Genomic DNA, 17,532 nt, shown 5'->3' on the forward strand with positions numbered 1-17,532 from the left:
AAGGGAATAGAACAAAAAAAGAAAAGGAGATGGAAGACATATGAAAAGCGACCGAACCATGCATATTATTTCATGTACAGACAATAACTACGCACAGCATTTAAGCGTGATGTTCGCATCATTGCTGACGAATATGGATCAGACGCGCGATGTGAAACTGTATGTCATCGACGGAGGGATTGAACCGGAAAATAAAAAGCGTCTGGAAGAGACGACCCTTCAATTCGGAGCCCCCATTACATTTCTGAATGTAGAAAAAAGCCAGTATGACCGTGCGGTCGAAAGCAGCCATATTACAAAAGCGGCATACTATCGGATTTCCATCCCCGATCTGATTGATGACGAATCCGTCAAACGAATGATCTATGTCGATTGCGACGCCTTAGTGTTAGAGGATATATCGAAGTTGTGGGACAAGGACATTTCACCTTATTTCGCAGCGGCAGTAGAAGATGCAGGCCAGCATGAACGGCTAAAAAAGATGAACATCAGCGACGAAGCAAAATATTTTAACTCAGGTATTATGATCATCGATATGGAAGCCTGGAGAAAAAACAACATTTCGAAAAAAGTCATCGACTTCATCAATAACAACGATGAAGACATGTTTGTGTTTCATGACCAAGACGCGTTGAATGCGATTCTTTATGATCAGTGGCTCGAACTTCATCCGAGGTGGAACGCCCAAACACACATTATTTTAAAAGAAAAAACGCCGGCTTCCCTCATCGATCAAAAGCGCTATATGGAAACAAGGGCAAACCCGGCAATCGTTCATTTCTGCGGCGGAAACAAGCCTTGGAATTCAAACACCTCACACCCGTACGCCCGTCAATATTTTAAGTATTTGCAGTCCACAGCCTTTAACCAGCCGGCCAAATTGTCTAAAAACCATGTCAGCTAACATGCCAATCTCATTTTAAATCGCAGGATGAATCGATATAATGACAACAAACCCTGACGTATCCCCATATTCGCTTGTTTCCTTTTGGAAACAAGCATTTTTCTTGGCTGCAAAAATTTTTGACGAATGGAGGAGCGCTTTTGGTTAAAGTGCTGTTGACACTTAACGGACTGTTTTACCGCGCAGCGCCGCTGTTGAAGGAAAGGGTCGAACGGCTCGGCGCCGAATTTGCATTTTTGGATTCCAATCGGTTGACGAGACAGGATTTACTGACTCATATCAAGGATGTTCATATTTATATCGCCGGCGTTGAAAAAGTGGACCGGGAGCTGATCGACGCCGCCCCGGAACTAAGATATATCATGAAATTCGGTGCGGGAATCAACAATATTGATGTAGAATATGCAAGCGAAAAAGGAATCCTCGTCACGAATGCACCCGGCCAAAACGCCTCGGCAGTCGCCGATTTGGCATTCGGCCTTCTGCTGTCTGGCGCCCGTTCGATCCCGCAGTCAAACGCCGCAGTCAAAGCCGGTTTGTGGCAATCCGAGATGGGCTATGAGCTCGATGGAAAAACGCTGGGGCTTATCGGTTTTGGGGAAATTGGCAAAAAGGTTGCAAGACGGGCTTCCGGGTTTCATATGAACGTTTTGGCGTACGGCACATACAAAGACTACAATGCAGCCAAACGGCTGAATGTACGGTTTGCAGAGCTTGACGATATCCTGGCAAAATCTGACTTTGTATGTATCAGCACGTCATTAAGACCTGCCACCTATCATTTGATCAATCAAGAAAAGCTGGCAAAAATGAAGAAAACCGCGTACCTGGTCAACATTGCCCGCGGAGAAGTGGTAGACGAAAGCGCGCTCATTCAAGCGCTTGAACAAAAACAGATCAGAGGTGCAGCATTGGACGTCTTTGAAATCGAACCGCCGGCCGCCCGGATCACTAGTCTCGGCAATGTCATATGCACGGCGCATATCGGCGGCGCTACGTATGAGAGCATCAGGCGCATCGAAGAGGTGACATATCAAAACATCAAAAGGTTTATCGAAAACCAGCCGCCGGCTTTCCGCGTTTCTTAAAGACTGGAAACGGCGAAAAGCCGCATCCGGTTATATTCTTTGAAAAAACTCGATTATTTCTCCTTCGGGCCCAAAAAGAAAAAAATAGTGGAAGCCGTTTGGCAATACGGTGATCTCGTCTTCCATCAGCTTGATGCCGGCGCTTTTTACGCGGGCGAATTCAGCCTCGATATCATCGGTTGAGACGGCAAAATGATGTACTTTTCCTTCCTGAGGAAGACTGTCGTTATATCCCTCGATCAATTCAAGCTCTGTCTCGTCTCTGTTCTCAAAGCCTAAAAAAGCCAGCTTCATGATGCCGTTTGTATGGGTCATTCTGCCTTTCAGCGTCATTCCGATCACATTCTGGTAGAATGCGATCGAAGCATCAATGTCTTTCACCATCAGTCCTACGTGGTCAATTCGCGCCATTACGCCATTCCTCCTTTTGTTTCTCCATCATTTTAGAAAGGTCGGAATCATCTGTCAATTATATCGATTACATGATGAATAAGAATATTGATCAGGCGTTATGGTAGGATAGAGAAGACTTTAAAATAAGGACTGAAATCAAATGCATACATTAAAAATAAAACATCCATTCGCTGCAAAAATGAAAAAGGGCTATCCCTTAATTGAAAAAGAAGCTGTTTCTTCGCAAGAAAACGGCATAAAAGAAGGTTCGCTGATCAGGGTTGCCGATGAAAACGGCACGTTTTTGGGAAAGGGCTACTATGGCGAGCAAAACAAAGGGATCGGCTGGATTCTGACCCGAAACGAAGAGGAATCAATTGATCAATCATTCTTTTTAAGCAGGCTGGCGAACGCCTTTCAGGCCAGAAAATCGCTTTTTCAAGACCCGGATACGACCGCTTTTCGTTTGTTTAACGGGGAAGGCGACGGAATCGGCGGCTTTACGATTGATTATTATGACGGCTACTATTTGTTCCAATGGTACAGCAAAGGGATTTATACGTTTAAGGAAGCGATTATGGAAGCCCTCGATGAATTGACAGACTATAAAGCCGTATATGAGAAAAAACGGTTTAATACGGCCGGGCAGTATGTAGAAGATGACGACTTTGTCAGAGGAGAGAGAGGGGAATTTCCGATCATTGTGAAAGAGAACGGCATACATTTTGCCGTTTACCTCAATGACGGTGCGATGACAGGCGTTTTTCTCGATCAGCGCCATGTCCGCAAGGCGGTTAGGGACCGGTATGCGGAAGGAAAAACCGTGCTCAACACCTTCTCATATACAGGTGCATTTTCTGTGGCGGCGGCGCTTGGAGGCGCTGAAAAAACGACGAGCGTTGATGTTGCAAACCGCAGTTTAAGCAGGACGATCGAACAATTCAGCGTGAACGGGCTGGATTATGAAGCTCATGATATTAAAGTCATGGACGTTTTTAAATATTTTCAATACGCGGCCAAAAAAGAACTCGCCTTTGACCTCGTCATCCTTGATCCGCCTTCATTTGCGAGAACAAAAAAGCATACATTCAGCGCGGCAAAGGATTATAAAAATCTGTTGAAAGACGCGATTCGAATCACTAAAGATCAAGGTGTGATCGTCGCTTCGACGAACAGCAGCGCTTTTGGGATGAAAAAATTCAAAGGTTTTATCGAAGCGGCATGCAAAGAAACGGGGACGCGCTTTACAGTGCTTGAGGAGCATTCGCTGCCCGAAGATTTTAAAACGGTGAAAAGCTATCCTGAAGGCGATTATTTAAAAGTTGTCTTTTTGCGGATCCGCCGCCGTTAATGTTAAGGGCGGGGAAAAATTTTGCGATAAAAACAATACCTGTCGATCAATTATTCATGTATATTGATATTACGCGAAAAACTCAGGCAGGGGGAAGTTATGGATTACGGAATTTTAATATCGATAGGTATTTATATGGCAGGAATGCTTTTTATCGGATATTTTGCATATCGAAGAACTTCAAATTTGACCGACTACATGCTTGGCGGAAGAAATCTGGGCCCCGCCGTCACCGCGTTAAGCGCAGGTGCTTCCGATATGAGCGGCTGGCTATTAATGGGGCTGCCTGGTGCGATGTTTCTGAACGGATTGAGCAGCGGCTGGATCGTTGTCGGTCTGACAATCGGCGCGTATTTGAACTGGGTGTATGTTGCGCCGAGGCTGAGAACGTATACGGAAACGGCCGGCAACAGCATTACCATACCCGATTATTTCGAAAACCGTTTTAAAGACGGTTCAAGGCTGTTACGGGTGACGTCGGCTTTCGTTATTTTAGTATTTTTCACTTTTTATACATCATCCGGAATGGTGGCGGGCGGAGAGCTGTTCAGAACAGCATTCCACCTTGATTATCGGATCGGCATCTGGCTGACGGCCGGGGTTGTCATTCTTTATACGCTCTTCGGGGGCTTTCTGGCTGTCAGCTGGACCGATTTTGTTCAAGGGACGATCATGTTTATTGCGCTCATCTTAATGCCGATCGTCGTATTTGTCCAATTGGGGGGAATTGCGCCGGCGTTTTCGGAAGTGAACGCGGTCAACCCGGACCTCCTCCGTCCGTTTCAAGGAACAACCGCAATCGGTATTGTTTCTTTACTGGCGTGGGGGCTCGGCTACTTTGGACAGCCTCATATTATTGTCAGGTTTATGGCGATTTCAAGCGTGAAAGAGTTGAAGAGTGCCAGAAGAATCGGCATGGGCTGGATGATCTTTTCGATTTGCGGCGCGATGCTGACAGGACTCGTCGGCATCGCCTATTTCAGCGCAATTCATCTTTCGTTAAAGAATGCCGAGACGATATTCATTAAGTTGGCAGACCTTTTGTTCCCATCGATGATTACGGGATTTTTGCTGGCTTCCATTTTAGCAGCTGTCATGAGCACGATTTCTTCACAGCTTCTTGTAACCTCAAGCGCGCTGACAGAGGATTTTTATAAAGCGTTTGTCCGGAAAGGGGCTTCTGACAAAGAACTTGTTCTTGTCGGAAGGCTGTCTGTCCTCGCGATTTCACTGATCGCCCTCATGATGGCGCTTCACCCGAATGAAACGATATTGAATCTTGTCGGCTATGCGTGGGCAGGTTTCGGAGCAGCATTTGGTCCTGTCGTTCTGCTGAGTCTGTATTGGAAACGAATGACGAAGTGGGGCGCGCTTTCAGGGATGCTGTCCGGGGCGCTGACTGTTATTGTGTGGGAGCAAGTAAAAGCTTTTGACCCGGTTTATGAAATCATTCCCGGATTTATTGTTTGTACAGTCGTGATCATCGTTGTCAGCCTGATGACAAAGAAACCGTCCGTAGAGATTGAAAAGGAATTTGAGACGGCGGTTGAACAGCTGAAAGGTTGAGAATAGGGTGATGGTCTTTGTCAAAGTATTATGGACAATCACTTTTCTTACAGGGGCTTTCGCAGGATTTCTGTGGACATTTTCCAAAGAAAAAAGCGATGAATTTTTCTCGGAAATGACGGCGGATGGATCGGGAATCTTCACACTTTTCGGTTTGATTGGTTTGCTGTTCGCCAAGCTGTTAAAAGCAATTTCTCCAAAACTGCCGCATGACTGGGCTCTCAGGTGTATTTCTTTTATTCTGGCCCTTATATTATTGATAATGTCCATATTCATATGGCTGCTCGATGTCTAAATGAAAAAAACCAAATTGGCGGAAAAAAACTTCCCCAATTTGGTTTTTTTATTTTTCGGCTATGACACTGCAATAAGGGAAATGAGAAACGGCGCTGCGCAAAGCGTGATGATCGCAGCCAGGATCATCGATACGCTTGAAATCGTTCCGGACACGGAGCTGAGCTCAAATGCTTTTGATGTACCTGCGCCGTGGGCGCTTGTGCCAAGCAGCACGCCCCTTGCGATTTCATTATCAATCCGGAAGTAGCGAATGACCATCGGTCCGATCACTGACCCGGACAGGGCGGTCAATATAACAAAAACAGCGGTCACCGCGGGCATTCCGCCGATCATTTCAGAAACGCTCATTGCAATTGGCGTTGTGACCGATCTGGGAACGAGGCTCTCAATCAGGTCTTCATTCAGCTTGAAAAGTTTTGCGATAAACGCTGTTGACAGGATCGCGATACAGCAGCCTACAGTCACGTTGATAACGATCTCAACCGCGTATTTTTTCAAGACTGGAAAGTATTTGTACAACGGAATCGCAAAAGCCACGGTTGCCGGCTGGAGCATGTCTGTCAACAAGCGACCGCCCGCATTGTACGCTTCAAAGGGCACATTGATGAAAAGCAGCAGGCCGACAAGTATCACCGGCGTGACCAATAAAGGTGACGCATACACCTTTGGATGGCGTGAATACACCGCTTTTGCGCCCAGATAAATTAACACTGTTGCGATCAGGCTTAAGCATCCGATGAGCATGTTTTTTTCCTTTCCTTTCTTTTGGCAATCAATTGAGTCAGCATTCCGGTCGACACCATGACGACGAATGTACTGATGAGGACAACGAGTATAATGCTAGTGCCGAATTCAGCCAGAATATCTCCGTAGTTCATAATCCCGACGGCTGAAGGGACAAAGAACAAAAGCAGCTCCGCGAGAAGCCACAAGGCGCCGATTTCAATCCATTCCAGCTTAATGATTTTGAAATGAAGAAGCGCAAAAATGACGATAATCCCGAGAATGCTGCCGGGAATGTTTATATGAAGAACCTCGGCAATCAGATTCATGAAACGCGCGAATAAAAACAAAAGAGCGACCTGACCTAATCCTTTAATGAATGTTTTCATGTCATTATCCCCCTTTCTAAACATGAGTGTACATGAGTTTTAAGTATAGGTAAAATACATATACAGAATAGATATTATTCATTTTGTCTATAGTTAAAAGCGCAAATCAGGTCAAAAGAAACAGTTTCCTGACTAAAATTAGAAATTGTCGTCCGGAATCATTTGGCGATTTTTTGTGACCATTAAACTGCCGTATTCCCGTGTCTTTAGACTTGTCCGCGATGAAAGCGGTGTACAGATGATTCAAAAAGACGGGTTATATGTCCTTAAAATGCGCTGTGAGGAAGATGATGAACTGTGTATATATCCCTAAAAACAGTATTTACAGCCTATTCAACATCCGTGATTTTCGACTTAAACTATAAATATTGGAAATGAGAGCAAGTCCAGTCAAAGATGTGAATCTATGAAAAACCAATCAAATCATAATTTGACAAGGAAACAATCCATGCGAATCATACTGCAATTTCAGAGGTGACAATAATGGACTACTCAGACACGCTGCAAAAAATACACGGTGTCCTCTCCCATAAGGCGGCAGAGCTGGAAGAACAAATTGCAAGGCTGGAGCGGGCAAAGCGCGATGTAGAGCGGGAACAAAACCTCGGAATCGAAGAAATCAGGCAGATTTTGCGTCCGAACCTTGATGAGTCGTGGACCGGAAGCAGGGCAGCCGATTTTGACGAAGCACGTGATGAAGCGCACACGGCAATGTACAGAATTTTCACCGATGAATATGATCGGTATATTCATAAAATTGATTTAAAGATATTTGCTTTAGATTCTGAAAAAGGGGCTGTTCAAGCTGCAAGCTGGTCAGCCGACCGGGCGGACTTTCTGATGGAAAAAGGAGAGGAGGCCGTCGACGCTCTGCACAGCACAATCAACGGTTTAAAAGGGTGGTTGAAATGAGCAAAACGATTAAACTTAACCATGCAGCGGTTATGAAGCAGCTGGAGCAAGTAAGCAGCACGCTTCAAGCCGTGTCTTTAAAAAGCCCGTCAGCCGGAGCGCTCGGGCGGAACAACCTTGATTTTACGAAAAAGTGGCTTGAACGCGAAGCCGAAATTTGCAATATGGTCGAACAGTATAAAGAGGCTGTTCGTAAAAACATTGAGGACACCCGCTCCAATGTGGACACGCTGAAGGAACAGGATGAAGCGATTGCCCGAAGATAGGCGCTGCCGGCTGTATGCCGGCGGCGTTTTTTTATGTTGATGTAGAAGGGTGCTCCACGGGGGTGCAGAAAACAATGAAATTGGTTTAGAATATGAATACAAGCAGGAACTCTGAAAGGGTGTCAAACAAATGGACATACGCCACTTAACCTATTTCTTGGAGGTAGCCCGTCTGAAAAGCTTCACAAAAGCCGCTCAGTCATTATACATATCTCAGCCGACAATTTCCAAAATGATTAAAAATCTTGAAGAAGAGCTCGGGATTGAGCTGTTTTACCGGCGGGGGCGTCAGATCGAGCTGACTGATGCGGGGCAAAGCATGTATGTGCAGGCCCAGGAAATCACCAAGTCGTTTCAAAATTTAACTTCAGAGCTGAATGACTTGATGGACGTCAAAAAAGGGCACGTGCGGATCGGTTTGCCGCCGATGATCGGCTCCGGCTTTTTTCCGAAAGTGATAGGGGATTTCAGAGACAAATATCCGAACGTCACCTTTCAGCTTGTTGAGCACGGCTCTGTGAAAGTGCAGGAAGGAGTGGAAGACGGATCGCTTGATATCGGCGTTGTCGTCTTGCCTGCAAAAGAGGAGATTTTTCACTCCTTTACAATCGTAAAAGAAGACTTGATGCTGATCGTCCACCCGTCTCATCGTTTTGCCGATGCGGATGAGATCGAGCTTCGGCAGTTAAGCGAAGAACCGTTTATCTTTTTCCGGGAAGACTTTGTTCTTCACGAACGGATCATTACGGCTTGCTTGAAGGCTGGATTTCAGCCGAATGTCATTTATGAAACCTCGCAATGGGATTTCATCAGCGAAATGGTTTCCGCTAACCTTGGAATCGGGCTTTTGCCCGAAAGAATCTGCCGCGATCTTGACCCGGAAAGAGTGAGAATCATTCCGCTGGTGAGGCCGGCCATTCCTTGGCATGTCGCCGTCATTTGGAGAAAAGACCGCTATCTGTCGTTCGCGGCGAGGGCGTGGATTGATCATACAAAATCGTATATATGGAGCGAAAATTCAAAAACAGAAGGGAATGCAGCCGAATGAATCTAGAAGATGCCGCAAGAGGAATTCAGAAAGTCAGAAAGCAAAAACCGCTCGTACACAATATGACAAACAATGTCGTCACCAATTTTACGGCGAACGGTTTACTGGCTCTCGGCGCATCGCCGGTGATGGCGTATGCGAGGGAAGAAGCCGCCGACATGGCAAAGATCGCCGGAGCCCTTGTGCTGAACATCGGCACGCTCAGCCGGGAATCTGTTGAATCGATGATCATTGCAGGAAAGTCCGCCAATGAACACGGTGTGCCGGTTATTTTTGACCCAGTCGGTGCTGGGGCGACGCCGTTTCGAACAGAATCGGCTCAAGCGATTATGCGCGAAGTGAAGGTTTCCGCCGTCAGAGGCAATGCCGCGGAAATTGCCAACACGCTTGGAGAGGACTGGCTGATCAAAGGCGTGGATGCAGGCGAAGGGAGCGGCGACAGAACAGAGCTCGCCAAAAAAGCCGCGAAATTATGGGATACAGCCGTCATCATAACCGGAGCTGAAGATGTCATAACGGATGGAACAAAAACGTATACCGTAGGCAACGGACATCAACTGTTAACGAAAGTGACGGGGACAGGCTGTCTGTTTACCTCTGTCATCGGTGCGTTTTGCGCCGTTGAAAAAGACGTTTGCCATGCCGCTGTATCTGCAGCCGCTTTTTATGGAACGGCGGCCGAGTTGGCCGCGGAGAAAACGGAAAACCTGGGGCCCGGAAGCTTTCAAATCGAGTTTTTGAATCAGCTTGCCGCTGTTGAAGCGATGGATATAAAAGAACGCGGCAGGATCAGAGAGGTGGAATAAGATGACGCGAGTCTCAAAAGAAACGATAAAAGATCTGTTGTCAGTCTATTTTATTATGGGTTCAAACAATACTGCAGGCGATCCTTTAACTGTCATTGAACAAGCCTTAAAAGGCGGTGCGACACTTTTTCAATTCCGCGAAAAAGGCGAGGGCGCGTTAAAAGCAGGAGATCAAAAGGCGTTTGCTCGACAGGTGCAGGCTCTTTGCAAACAGTTCAATGTTCCGTTTATCATCAACGATGATGTAGAACTCGCGCTTGCGCTTGACGCCGATGGGGTGCATATCGGGCAGGATGATGATAAGGCCGCCGACGTCAGAGCGAGAATCGGGGACAAAATCCTCGGTGTTTCCGCGCATACACTTGAAGAAGTCGTAAAGGCGGAAAAGGATGGAGCGGATTATATCGGTGCAGGACCGGTTTACCCGACTGAAACAAAGCGGGATACAAAAGCTGTGCAGGGTGTCTCGCTCATTCAAGAGCTCCGCAGGCAGGGGATTGGCATACCTGTGGTCGGAATCGGCGGGATCACGGCCGAAAACTGCGCCCCCGTCATCGAGGCCGGCGCTGACGGCATCAGTGTCATCAGCGCCATCAGCAAAGCTGCCGATCCAAAGGCGGCCGCCGAGGCGTTCAGCAAGAAAGTGCAAGCTGCTAAACAAAGCGCGCATTCCTAAATGGAATATGCGCTTTTTGATATAAAAATTAAAATCTCTCGTTCATAAACCGTTCCAGAAAATGCCCGATCACCAGGGAGGACATGCCGAGCGATGAGGCAGTGCGGCCAAGCGAGGAGATTTTCAAATGATAATTAGACAAGGCTTCTGCAGCACTTCTTGAGGCAATCGTTTTTTTAATTGCATCGACGATGATCGGATAGGATTCTACAATGGTATTCCGCAAGATAATCGTATCGGGATTCAACGTCTTCAAGATGTTGAGAAGTCCGATGCCGATATGAAAACCGAATCTTTCAAACGTCTCCATCATCCCCGGATCACTGCGGTCTGCAAGTTCTTTAACGGTTTCGTAAAGCGGGGCTTCGGAATTCGCTCCATAGTGAGAGAAGACGGCTTTTTCCGAAGCGTAAAGCTCCCAGCAGCCTCTATTCCCGCACCGGCACAATGGGCCGTCAAAGTGAATGGACATGTGCCCGGCTTCTCCGGAAAAACCTTGCACACCTCTAAACAGTTTTCCATTCATTAAAATCCCTAAACCAATCCCGGTATTAATGCTGACAAACACGGCATGCTCCAGCTGTCCGGCTTCTCCGTATTTCTTCTCGCCAACGGCGCCGGCGTTTGCTTCGTTTTCAATTAAAATGGGAACGCCGAACCTTTCTTCCAGTTTTTCCTTTAACGGAATCAAATGGATTGGCTTATTTGGCGTAAACACCACCTGCCGTTCGTTGTCTACCAAGCCGGGTACGCAAACGCCGATTCCGGTCAATCCGTATGGGGAAGGCGGTATTTTGTCAACGGCTAGCCCTGTCAATTCGATTAATGCCTCTTCTGTCGCCTGAATGTCTTCTTCATCCAGCGTCCGTTCGAATTGTTCAATCAAATGCCCTTCAAGATCGGTTAACACAACAATCAGATAATTGGTTCCGATATCTATACCGACCGCATAGCCGGCTTTTCGATTGAATTTCAGCATCACGGGCCTCCTGCCGCCGCTTGACTCGCCGGGGCCGGTTTCATAAATGATGTCCTTTTGAAGCAAGGAAGATACTTGGGAGGAAACGGTCGCTTTATTTAATCCCGTTATTTCCGAAAGTTTTGCTCTTGAAATGGGTGCGTTCTCAATAATCTGATCAAGAATCAGAGCTTTGTTCATTTTTTTTACAAGGGCTTGATCCGCTGTATTCAATGTCAATCACTCCATTGTTTTGAAGCTGTGAATTTATTATAGTATAACAAATTTAGAAAACTCAATTTTTTCCTTCATTTCCATTGAAAGCGGTTGATTCATCTTGTAAAATAAATACAAGGAAGTTAGTTTAATGGTTAAACAAACTTATTTTTTAACGTTTGCTTTGCAAGGAAAAGTGAAGGGGGAGATCGGAATGTTTTTTAGAAATGTCGGAGTGATTGAGTATGAAGGAGCCGATTCGGAAAATCCTTACGCATTTAAATATTACAACCCTGATGAATACGTCGGCGGCAAAACGATGAAGGAACATCTTCGCTTCGCTGTTGCGTATTGGCATACCTTTGATGCGGACGGGAAAGACCCTTTCGGTGACGGGACGATGTTCCGGCCGTGGAACCGGATGACACATCCTTTGGATAAAGCAAAAGCCCGGGCGGAAGCGGCTTTTGAATTCTTTGAAAAGCTCGGCGTGCCCTATTTCTGCTTTCATGACGTTGATATCGTTGATGAAGGAGCAACGTTGCGTGAGACATTTACGTATTTGGATCAAATGTCGTCTTTTCTTAAAGAAATGATGGAGACTAGCCGTGTTCAGCTGCTTTGGAATACAGCCAATATGTTTACCCATCCGAGGTATGTCCACGGGGCCGCAACTTCCTGCAATGCGGATGTCTATGCCTATGCGGCCGCAAAAGTGAAAAAAGGACTGGATATCGCCAAGGAGCTTGGAGCGGAAAACTATGTGTTCTGGGGCGGAAGAGAAGGTTATGAAACATTGCTGAATACAAATATGAAGCTTGAACTCGAAAACTTGGCTTCATTTTATAGAATGGCGGTTGAGTATGCGCGCGAAATCGGTTTTGACGGCCAATTTTTGATCGAGCCGAAGCCGAAGGAGCCGACGAAGCACCAATACGATTTTGATGCGGCCACAACGATCGCTTTTTTAGAAACTTACGGTTTAAAAGACCATTTTAAACTCAATCTTGAGGCGAACCATGCGACCTTGGCCGGGCATACATTTGAGCATGAACTACGGGTGGCTGCCTTGCACGACGTGCTGGGTTCCATTGACGCCAATCAGGGCGATTTGCTCCTGGGCTGGGATACTGATGAGTTCCCGACCGATCTGTATTCTGCAGTACTTGCGATGTATGAAATTTTGAAAGCAGGCGGGTTTAAAACCGGTGGTATTAACTTCGATGCTAAAGTAAGGCGCCCGTCTTTTGCGGATGAAGACTTATTTCACGCTCATATCGCAGGAATGGATACGTATGCAGTCGGCTTGAAAGTCGCCTCCCGTCTGCTTGAAGACAAAGCCCTCGACCAGATCATTGAAGAGCGTTATGAAAGCTATACGAAAGGGATCGGGCTTGAGATCAAAGAAGGCCGCACCGATCTGAATAAGCTTGCCGCATACGCTCTTGAACACGACCAAATTGAAAATCAGTCAGGCCGCCAGGAACGACTGAAAGCGACCGTTAACCGTTACTTATTGAACGCTTTGCGCGAAGCGCCGGCAGAAAAGGAGACACGCTAGTGGAATACGTGATCGGGGTCGACCTCGGCACCAGCGCGGTTAAAATCATCCTTGTCAATCAGCGGGGAGAGCTGTGCGGCGAGGTCTCCAAACCATTTTCCATCATTCAGCCCCATTCCGGTTATTCTGAACAGGATCCCGCAGAATGGGCGGTAAAAACGAAGGAAGCCATTAAGGAATTAGTTATGCATTTCCCGGGAAAAGCATCTCAGATTAAAGGGATCAGCTTTTCCGGACAGATGCATGGATTGGTACTTTTAAACGGCAAAGGAGAGGTTTTGCGAAACGCGATCCTGTGGAACGATACACGGACAACCGAACAATGCCGTCTGATTAACGAGAAAGTCGGAAAGGAGCGCCTGCTCGAGATCGCGAAAAACCCGGCGCTCGAAGGCTTTACCCTTCCGAAGCTTTTATGGGTGAAAGAACATGAAAAAAAGTTGTTTGAAAAGGCGGCCGTTTTTTTGCTGCCGAAAGACTACGTCAGGTACACGATGACGGGGCGTCTGCACAGCGAATATTCAGATGCGGCCGGAACGCTCCTGCTCGATGTGAAACATCAGACATGGAGCGGGGAAATCTGCAGCAAGCTCGGCATCCCGGAGTCCTTATGTCCGGATCTGATTGAGCCGGGCGCCTGTGTCGGCGGCGTCAGTCCGGAATTCGCGGCCGAAACCGGTCTGGCTCCTGAAGTCAAGGTGTTTGCCGGCGGCGCTGATAATGCATGCGGCGCGGTCGGCGCCGGTATTTTAAGAGAAGGAACGGCCCTTTGCAGCATAGGCACCTCAGGGGTTGTTCTCACATATGAATCAAACCGAGATCAAGCGTTTGATGGCAATATTCATTTTCTGAACCACGCCGCCCCCAATGCGTTTTATTCAATGGGAGTGACGCTTTCCGCAGGACGCAGCTTCAGCTGGTTTAAAGATGTATTTGCCGGGCAAACGTCATTTGACGAATTAATTAGCGATATTGACCATTCCCGTCCCGGTGCCCGGGGGCTGCTGTTTACCCCTTACTTGTCAGGGGAGAGAACCCCTCATGCCGACGCAGATATTCGCGCCAGCTTCATCGGGATGGACAGCGCACATACACGGGCGGACTTCGTCAGAGCCGTCATTGAAGGCATCACATTCTCCCTACACGAGAGCATTGAACAATTCCGTGCCGCGGGAAAGGATATCAGCCGCGTGATTTCAATCGGCGGAGGCGCCAAAAGCGATCAATGGCTGCAAATCCAGGCGGATATCTTCAACGCCGACATCATCAGACTCACAAGCGAACAGGGGCCGGCATATGGAGCAGCCATGATCGCGGCCGTCGGGTGCGGCTGGTTTCCGTCGCTTGAAGCTTGTGCAGACCGATTCGTTCTCATCAAAGAAACCTTTTCACCCCGCCGTGAATACAGCAGACAATACAAAGCTCTGTTTCAAATTTACAGAGATGTCTACCGGCACACGAAAGCGCTGAACGAGCGGCTGGCGAGCTTTCGGGAATAAAAAAACTTATGAGCCGGCCGGCTCATAAGTTTTTTTCGGGTGTGCATCCAGTTTAAGATTGATCCATGTGAATGCCTGTATGTGCTTTGACCTGAATTTCTGCAAATGCTTCTTGATCAGGGGTTTTTGAAGACAGAATCGTCCCGAGATAAGCGCCTAGAAAGCCGAGCGGAATGGAGATGATACCCGGGTTGGAAAGCGGGATCAGCGGTTCTCCAACAAAGATAGCGTTTCCGGCCGGGTCCCAGACACTCGGGCTGATGGAGACGAGAATCAGCGCGCTTAAAAGACCGGTCAGACTGCCGGCCAAAGCGCCGGCCGCATTAAATCTTTTCCAGAAGACGGTGAAGATAATGAGCGGCAGATTGGCGCTTGCCGCCACGGCAAATGCAAGCGAGACAAGAAACGCGACATTCAGCGATTGGGCGAAGACAGCAAGCAGAATCGAAAGGACGGATACGCCGATGGAAGCCCATCTTGCAGCGATCATTTGCTCTTTTTCCGTAGCCGCGCCTTTTCTGATAATCTGGCTGTATATATCATGCGCAAAAGCGGATGCCGCCGACAGCACAAGGCCTGTGACCACCGCCAAAATCGTTGCGAACGCGATGGCTGAGACGAAGGCGAACAGAAAATCTCCGCCGAGCGCCTGAGCAAGCAGCGGTGCAGCCATGTTCCCCGCTTTATCGGCAGCTAAAATGTTTTCAAAACCGACAAACGCGGCAGCACCAAAACCGAGAAAGACCGTCATAATATAAAATATACCGATAATCCATGTAGCCGAGATTACCGATTTCCTTGCCGTTTTGGCATCTTTTACTGTATAAAACCGGATGAGAATGTGAGGCAGGCCGGCTGTCCCGAGGACGAGTGCCAAATTGAGTGAAAGTGTTTCAAGAGGAACTTTATACTTATTGCCGGGGTTCAAAAAATCAGCCCCAAGCGGAGTAGCTGTTTTCATTTGTTCAAACATGTTCGTCAGGCTGAAGCCGAATTTTGAAAAAACGATGATTGAGATAATGAGCGTCCCTGCCATCAAGAGAACGGCCTTGATGATCTGGACCCAGCTGGTTGCGATCATTCCTCCGAATACGACGTATATGGTCATCAAAACCCCGACAATGCACACGGCCAGCGTATAATCGATGCCGAGCAGAAGCTTGATCAGCGCACCGGCGCCGACTAACTGTGCAATCATATAAAAGGTGGAGATCGTGATCGTGTTTAATGCGGCGACACCGCGAATTTTCTTTTGTTTAAAACGAGAGGCAATCATGTCCGCCATTGTAAATTTGCCGAGGTTTCGGAGCGGCTCTGCCACAATGTAAAGCACGACTAAATAAGCGACGAGGAAGCCGATGCTGTAGAAAAAACCGTCAAACCCGTTCAAAGCGATCATCCCGGCAATGCCGAGGAAAGAAGCCGCTGACATGTAATCTCCCGCAATAGCCAGTCCGTTTTGAATGCCGGTAAGCCCTCCTCCCGCCGTGTAAAACTCATTGGCCGTTTTTGTCTGTTTGGCCGCGAAATACGTAATGACAAGCGTGAGAGCAACAATGGCAAGAAACAGAATAAAGGCTGTGGCACTCATGAATCAACGCCTCCAATCTTCTTTTTGAAATCGCTTGCAATTTGATCGAATTGACCGGCTTTTTTTGTATACATAATGCACAGCGTCCATGTCATAACAAACTGAGCTATCGCAAAAACCCATGCCCATGTGATGGCTCCGACTGCCGGCTGATTCAAAAATGTGAAGTATGATGTCATAACCGGCAGCAGGAAATAAAAGAGCAGAAAGAAAATCGTCATCGGTACAATAAAAGCCCGTTTCCGTGATAACAACCGCTGGAACTCCGGAGATGCCGCAGCTTTGCTGTAATCTATTTTGCCTTCTCTCATTTGTTCTTTGCCCCTCCTTGTGTTTGTCTGAAAAGATACAACAAAGGTATGTAACACGCTCCGGATTTATTCTTCAATTTTCACACAGCGTTTTATTTATATAAGATGAAAGACCTGATCATCTCGAATAAATGTTTTTTCCATAAAAGAAACCGTTTGTTCACCTTTTTCTTCTCATTTGTCATGCCTTCCGCCTCGTTTCCGCCTCTGTCAGCTTCCTTCTCAGTTCATTTGCAGACGCAATCGCTTCCCGGTCTGTTATCACGCCGCCGGGCTTGTTTCCTTTGCCGAGCAAATAGCCGTCGAATGTCATGTTCATAAAATCAAATATGTAGTGAAACTGTTGAATGAGCGGCAGCCCTTTCAAGCGGGGATCATCGTCTCCGACAGCTGCCACGTAGACCGTTTTTTTCGCCATTTGCTGTTTAAATGCAGATCTTCCATGCTCTATCAATGTCTGTGACCAGCGGTCAATAAAATTTTTCATCAGACCCGACATGCCGTACCAATAGATCGGAGTGGCAAAAACCAGGATATCCTTCTCCAGCACCCGGCTGATCAGGTCTCTGTAGTCATCATCAGGGTAAAAAGGGGCTGTATTGCTGTGCCTGTAGTCCGATACGGGCTGAATGTGATAGTTTCGCAGAAATATCTTATCGGCATCAAGTCCGTCTACTAATCGATTCATCAGTTCTTCCGTATTTCCATTTTCACGGGAGCTTCCGCAGATTGCTGCTATCCCCATATTCTTCATCCTCCTTTGGAATCGGTCATGAATTCAGTTTAAGATAACAACAATCATCAGTAAAATTGATATTTTAGATATTTACCATCGGAAAAATCGATTATATAGGCAAACTTAACAGAAAAGAGAGAATGGAAAGGAAGCATGAGGATATTATCAGAAGGATCAAGACGAAAAGCTCCGCCCCCCTTCGGGAGAAAGGCAATCGAAACCGATGCAGAAGAAAGTGAAT

At 47.1% G+C, this 17,532-nt stretch carries 19 protein-coding genes; 12 read left to right on the forward strand and 7 right to left on the reverse strand.

Translation table 11 applies throughout. The annotated features are described in order from the left end of the window. The first annotated feature begins 40 nt into the window (after positions 1 to 40). Both M1E03_RS01460 and M1E03_RS01465 read left to right on the forward strand, forming a co-directional pair. Positions 41 to 904 (forward strand): glycosyltransferase family 8 protein, encoded by an 864-nt coding sequence (locus tag M1E03_RS01460; RefSeq protein WP_216919271.1) that lies wholly within the window; start codon positions 41 to 43, stop codon positions 902 to 904. A gap of 149 nt (positions 905 to 1,053) precedes the next feature. Next, the gene (locus M1E03_RS01465) at positions 1,054 to 1,992 is read left to right on the forward strand and encodes a phosphoglycerate dehydrogenase (protein ID WP_458110786.1); all 939 of its coding nucleotides are present in this window, start codon (positions 1,054 to 1,056) and stop codon (positions 1,990 to 1,992) included. Positions 1,993 to 2,022: 30 nt separating this feature from the next. Here the strand turns inward: M1E03_RS01465 and M1E03_RS01470 are convergent, their stop codons facing one another. Beyond that, the gene (locus tag M1E03_RS01470) at positions 2,023 to 2,403 is read right to left on the reverse strand and encodes a VOC family protein (RefSeq protein WP_458110633.1); all 381 of its coding nucleotides are present in this window, start codon (positions 2,401 to 2,403) and stop codon (positions 2,023 to 2,025) included. 142 nt (positions 2,404 to 2,545) lie between these two features. On the opposite strand from M1E03_RS01470, the gene M1E03_RS01475 reads away from it, so the two are divergent. From M1E03_RS01475 to M1E03_RS01485, 3 genes are all read left to right on the forward strand, one after another. After that, entirely contained in the window at positions 2,546 to 3,736 is a 1,191-nt protein-coding gene (locus M1E03_RS01475) for a class I SAM-dependent rRNA methyltransferase (RefSeq protein WP_023856980.1), read from the forward strand. A 99-nt stretch (positions 3,737 to 3,835) separates the two neighbouring features. Beyond that, a complete protein-coding gene (gene putP / locus M1E03_RS01480; protein ID WP_458110634.1) occupies positions 3,836 to 5,302 on the forward strand; it encodes a sodium/proline symporter PutP in 1,467 nt (488 codons plus the stop codon). A 10-nt stretch (positions 5,303 to 5,312) separates the two neighbouring features. After that, on the forward strand, positions 5,313 to 5,597 hold the full coding sequence (locus M1E03_RS01485; RefSeq protein WP_048350642.1) for a hypothetical protein: 285 nt from the start codon (positions 5,313 to 5,315) through the stop codon (positions 5,595 to 5,597). A gap of 59 nt (positions 5,598 to 5,656) precedes the next feature. On the opposite strand, the gene M1E03_RS01490 is transcribed toward M1E03_RS01485, so the two are convergent. Both M1E03_RS01490 and M1E03_RS01495 read right to left on the reverse strand, forming a co-directional pair. Next, the gene (locus M1E03_RS01490; protein ID WP_035337942.1) at positions 5,657 to 6,343 is read right to left on the reverse strand and encodes a CidB/LrgB family autolysis modulator; all 687 of its coding nucleotides are present in this window, start codon (positions 6,341 to 6,343) and stop codon (positions 5,657 to 5,659) included. Then, a complete protein-coding gene (locus tag M1E03_RS01495) occupies positions 6,325 to 6,711 on the reverse strand; it encodes a CidA/LrgA family holin-like protein (protein ID WP_020453376.1) in 387 nt (128 codons plus the stop codon). Before M1E03_RS01495 ends, M1E03_RS01490 begins: the two co-directional genes overlap by 19 nt. 483 nt (positions 6,712 to 7,194) lie before the next feature. Between M1E03_RS01495 and M1E03_RS01500 the strand changes: the two genes are divergently transcribed. The 5 genes from M1E03_RS01500 (at position 7,195) to thiE (ending at position 10,419) form a co-directional block, all read left to right on the forward strand. Beyond that, positions 7,195 to 7,623, forward strand: a complete 429-nt coding sequence (locus M1E03_RS01500; protein ID WP_020453375.1) for a YwqH-like family protein — start codon at positions 7,195 to 7,197, stop codon at positions 7,621 to 7,623. Continuing rightward, the gene (locus M1E03_RS01505) at positions 7,620 to 7,889 is read left to right on the forward strand and encodes a YwqI/YxiC family protein (protein ID WP_020453374.1); all 270 of its coding nucleotides are present in this window, start codon (positions 7,620 to 7,622) and stop codon (positions 7,887 to 7,889) included. Before M1E03_RS01500 ends, M1E03_RS01505 begins: the two co-directional genes overlap by 4 nt. 130 nt (positions 7,890 to 8,019) lie before the next feature. Next, positions 8,020 to 8,937, forward strand: a complete 918-nt coding sequence (gene cidR / locus M1E03_RS01510; protein WP_023856984.1) for a cidABC operon transcriptional activator CidR — start codon at positions 8,020 to 8,022, stop codon at positions 8,935 to 8,937. Further along, positions 8,934 to 9,743, forward strand: a complete 810-nt coding sequence (gene thiM / locus M1E03_RS01515) for a hydroxyethylthiazole kinase (RefSeq protein WP_059230886.1) — start codon at positions 8,934 to 8,936, stop codon at positions 9,741 to 9,743. Before cidR ends, thiM begins: the two co-directional genes overlap by 4 nt. Before the next feature lies 1 nt (position 9,744). After that, on the forward strand, positions 9,745 to 10,419 hold the full coding sequence (gene thiE / locus M1E03_RS01520; protein ID WP_026580283.1) for a thiamine phosphate synthase: 675 nt from the start codon (positions 9,745 to 9,747) through the stop codon (positions 10,417 to 10,419). 28 nt (positions 10,420 to 10,447) lie between these two features. Here thiE and M1E03_RS01525 read toward each other — a convergent pair whose 3' ends face one another. Then, complete coding sequence (locus M1E03_RS01525) at positions 10,448 to 11,611, reverse strand: ROK family transcriptional regulator (protein WP_023856987.1); 1,164 nt, start codon at positions 11,609 to 11,611, stop codon at positions 10,448 to 10,450. Between the two features lie 196 nt (positions 11,612 to 11,807). Here M1E03_RS01525 and xylA point away from each other — a divergent pair, with 196 nt between their 5' ends. Both xylA and xylB read left to right on the forward strand, forming a co-directional pair. After that, entirely contained in the window at positions 11,808 to 13,154 is a 1,347-nt protein-coding gene (gene xylA, locus M1E03_RS01530) for a xylose isomerase (RefSeq protein WP_023856988.1), read from the forward strand. Next, a complete protein-coding gene (xylB, locus tag M1E03_RS01535) occupies positions 13,154 to 14,653 on the forward strand; it encodes a xylulokinase (RefSeq protein WP_103749430.1) in 1,500 nt (499 codons plus the stop codon). Before xylA ends, xylB begins: the two co-directional genes overlap by 1 nt. Positions 14,654 to 14,705: 52 nt before the next feature. Here the strand turns inward: xylB and M1E03_RS01540 are convergent, their stop codons facing one another. From M1E03_RS01540 to M1E03_RS01550, 3 genes are all read right to left on the reverse strand, one after another. Continuing rightward, positions 14,706 to 16,244, reverse strand: a complete 1,539-nt coding sequence (locus tag M1E03_RS01540) for a solute symporter family protein (RefSeq protein ID WP_025810602.1) — start codon at positions 16,242 to 16,244, stop codon at positions 14,706 to 14,708. Further along, positions 16,241 to 16,555 (reverse strand): DUF485 domain-containing protein, encoded by a 315-nt coding sequence (locus M1E03_RS01545; RefSeq protein WP_023856991.1) that lies wholly within the window; start codon positions 16,553 to 16,555, stop codon positions 16,241 to 16,243. Before M1E03_RS01545 ends, M1E03_RS01540 begins: the two co-directional genes overlap by 4 nt. A 181-nt stretch (positions 16,556 to 16,736) precedes the next feature. Beyond that, the gene (locus M1E03_RS01550; RefSeq protein WP_025810603.1) at positions 16,737 to 17,300 is read right to left on the reverse strand and encodes a flavodoxin family protein; all 564 of its coding nucleotides are present in this window, start codon (positions 17,298 to 17,300) and stop codon (positions 16,737 to 16,739) included. Positions 17,301 to 17,532 lie beyond the last annotated feature (232 nt).

This window comes from Bacillus sp. PK6-013, assembly GCF_054161445.1.

Coding starts and splice junctions, on each gene's coding strand:
- M1E03_RS01545 (WP_023856991.1), bottom strand. CDS start 16,555: ATGAGAGAAGGCAAAATAGATTACAGCAAAGCTGCGGCATCTCCGGAG.
- M1E03_RS01550 (WP_025810603.1), bottom strand. CDS start 17,300: ATGGGGATAGCAGCAATCTGCGGAAGCTCCCGTGAAAATGGAAATACG.
- M1E03_RS01470 (WP_458110633.1), bottom strand. CDS start 2,403: ATGGCGCGAATTGACCACGTAGGACTGATGGTGAAAGACATTGATGCT.
- M1E03_RS01500 (WP_020453375.1), top strand. CDS start 7,195: ATGGACTACTCAGACACGCTGCAAAAAATACACGGTGTCCTCTCCCAT.
- M1E03_RS01460 (WP_216919271.1), top strand. CDS start 41: ATGAAAAGCGACCGAACCATGCATATTATTTCATGTACAGACAATAAC.
- cidR (WP_023856984.1), top strand. CDS start 8,020: ATGGACATACGCCACTTAACCTATTTCTTGGAGGTAGCCCGTCTGAAA.
- putP (WP_458110634.1), top strand. CDS start 3,836: ATGGATTACGGAATTTTAATATCGATAGGTATTTATATGGCAGGAATG.
- M1E03_RS01490 (WP_035337942.1), bottom strand. CDS start 6,343: ATGCTCATCGGATGCTTAAGCCTGATCGCAACAGTGTTAATTTATCTG.
- xylA (WP_023856988.1), top strand. CDS start 11,808: ATGTTTTTTAGAAATGTCGGAGTGATTGAGTATGAAGGAGCCGATTCG.
- thiE (WP_026580283.1), top strand. CDS start 9,745: ATGACGCGAGTCTCAAAAGAAACGATAAAAGATCTGTTGTCAGTCTAT.
- M1E03_RS01540 (WP_025810602.1), bottom strand. CDS start 16,244: ATGAGTGCCACAGCCTTTATTCTGTTTCTTGCCATTGTTGCTCTCACG.
- thiM (WP_059230886.1), top strand. CDS start 8,934: ATGAATCTAGAAGATGCCGCAAGAGGAATTCAGAAAGTCAGAAAGCAA.
- M1E03_RS01495 (WP_020453376.1), bottom strand. CDS start 6,711: ATGAAAACATTCATTAAAGGATTAGGTCAGGTCGCTCTTTTGTTTTTA.
- M1E03_RS01505 (WP_020453374.1), top strand. CDS start 7,620: ATGAGCAAAACGATTAAACTTAACCATGCAGCGGTTATGAAGCAGCTG.
- M1E03_RS01475 (WP_023856980.1), top strand. CDS start 2,546: ATGCATACATTAAAAATAAAACATCCATTCGCTGCAAAAATGAAAAAG.
- M1E03_RS01485 (WP_048350642.1), top strand. CDS start 5,313: ATGGTCTTTGTCAAAGTATTATGGACAATCACTTTTCTTACAGGGGCT.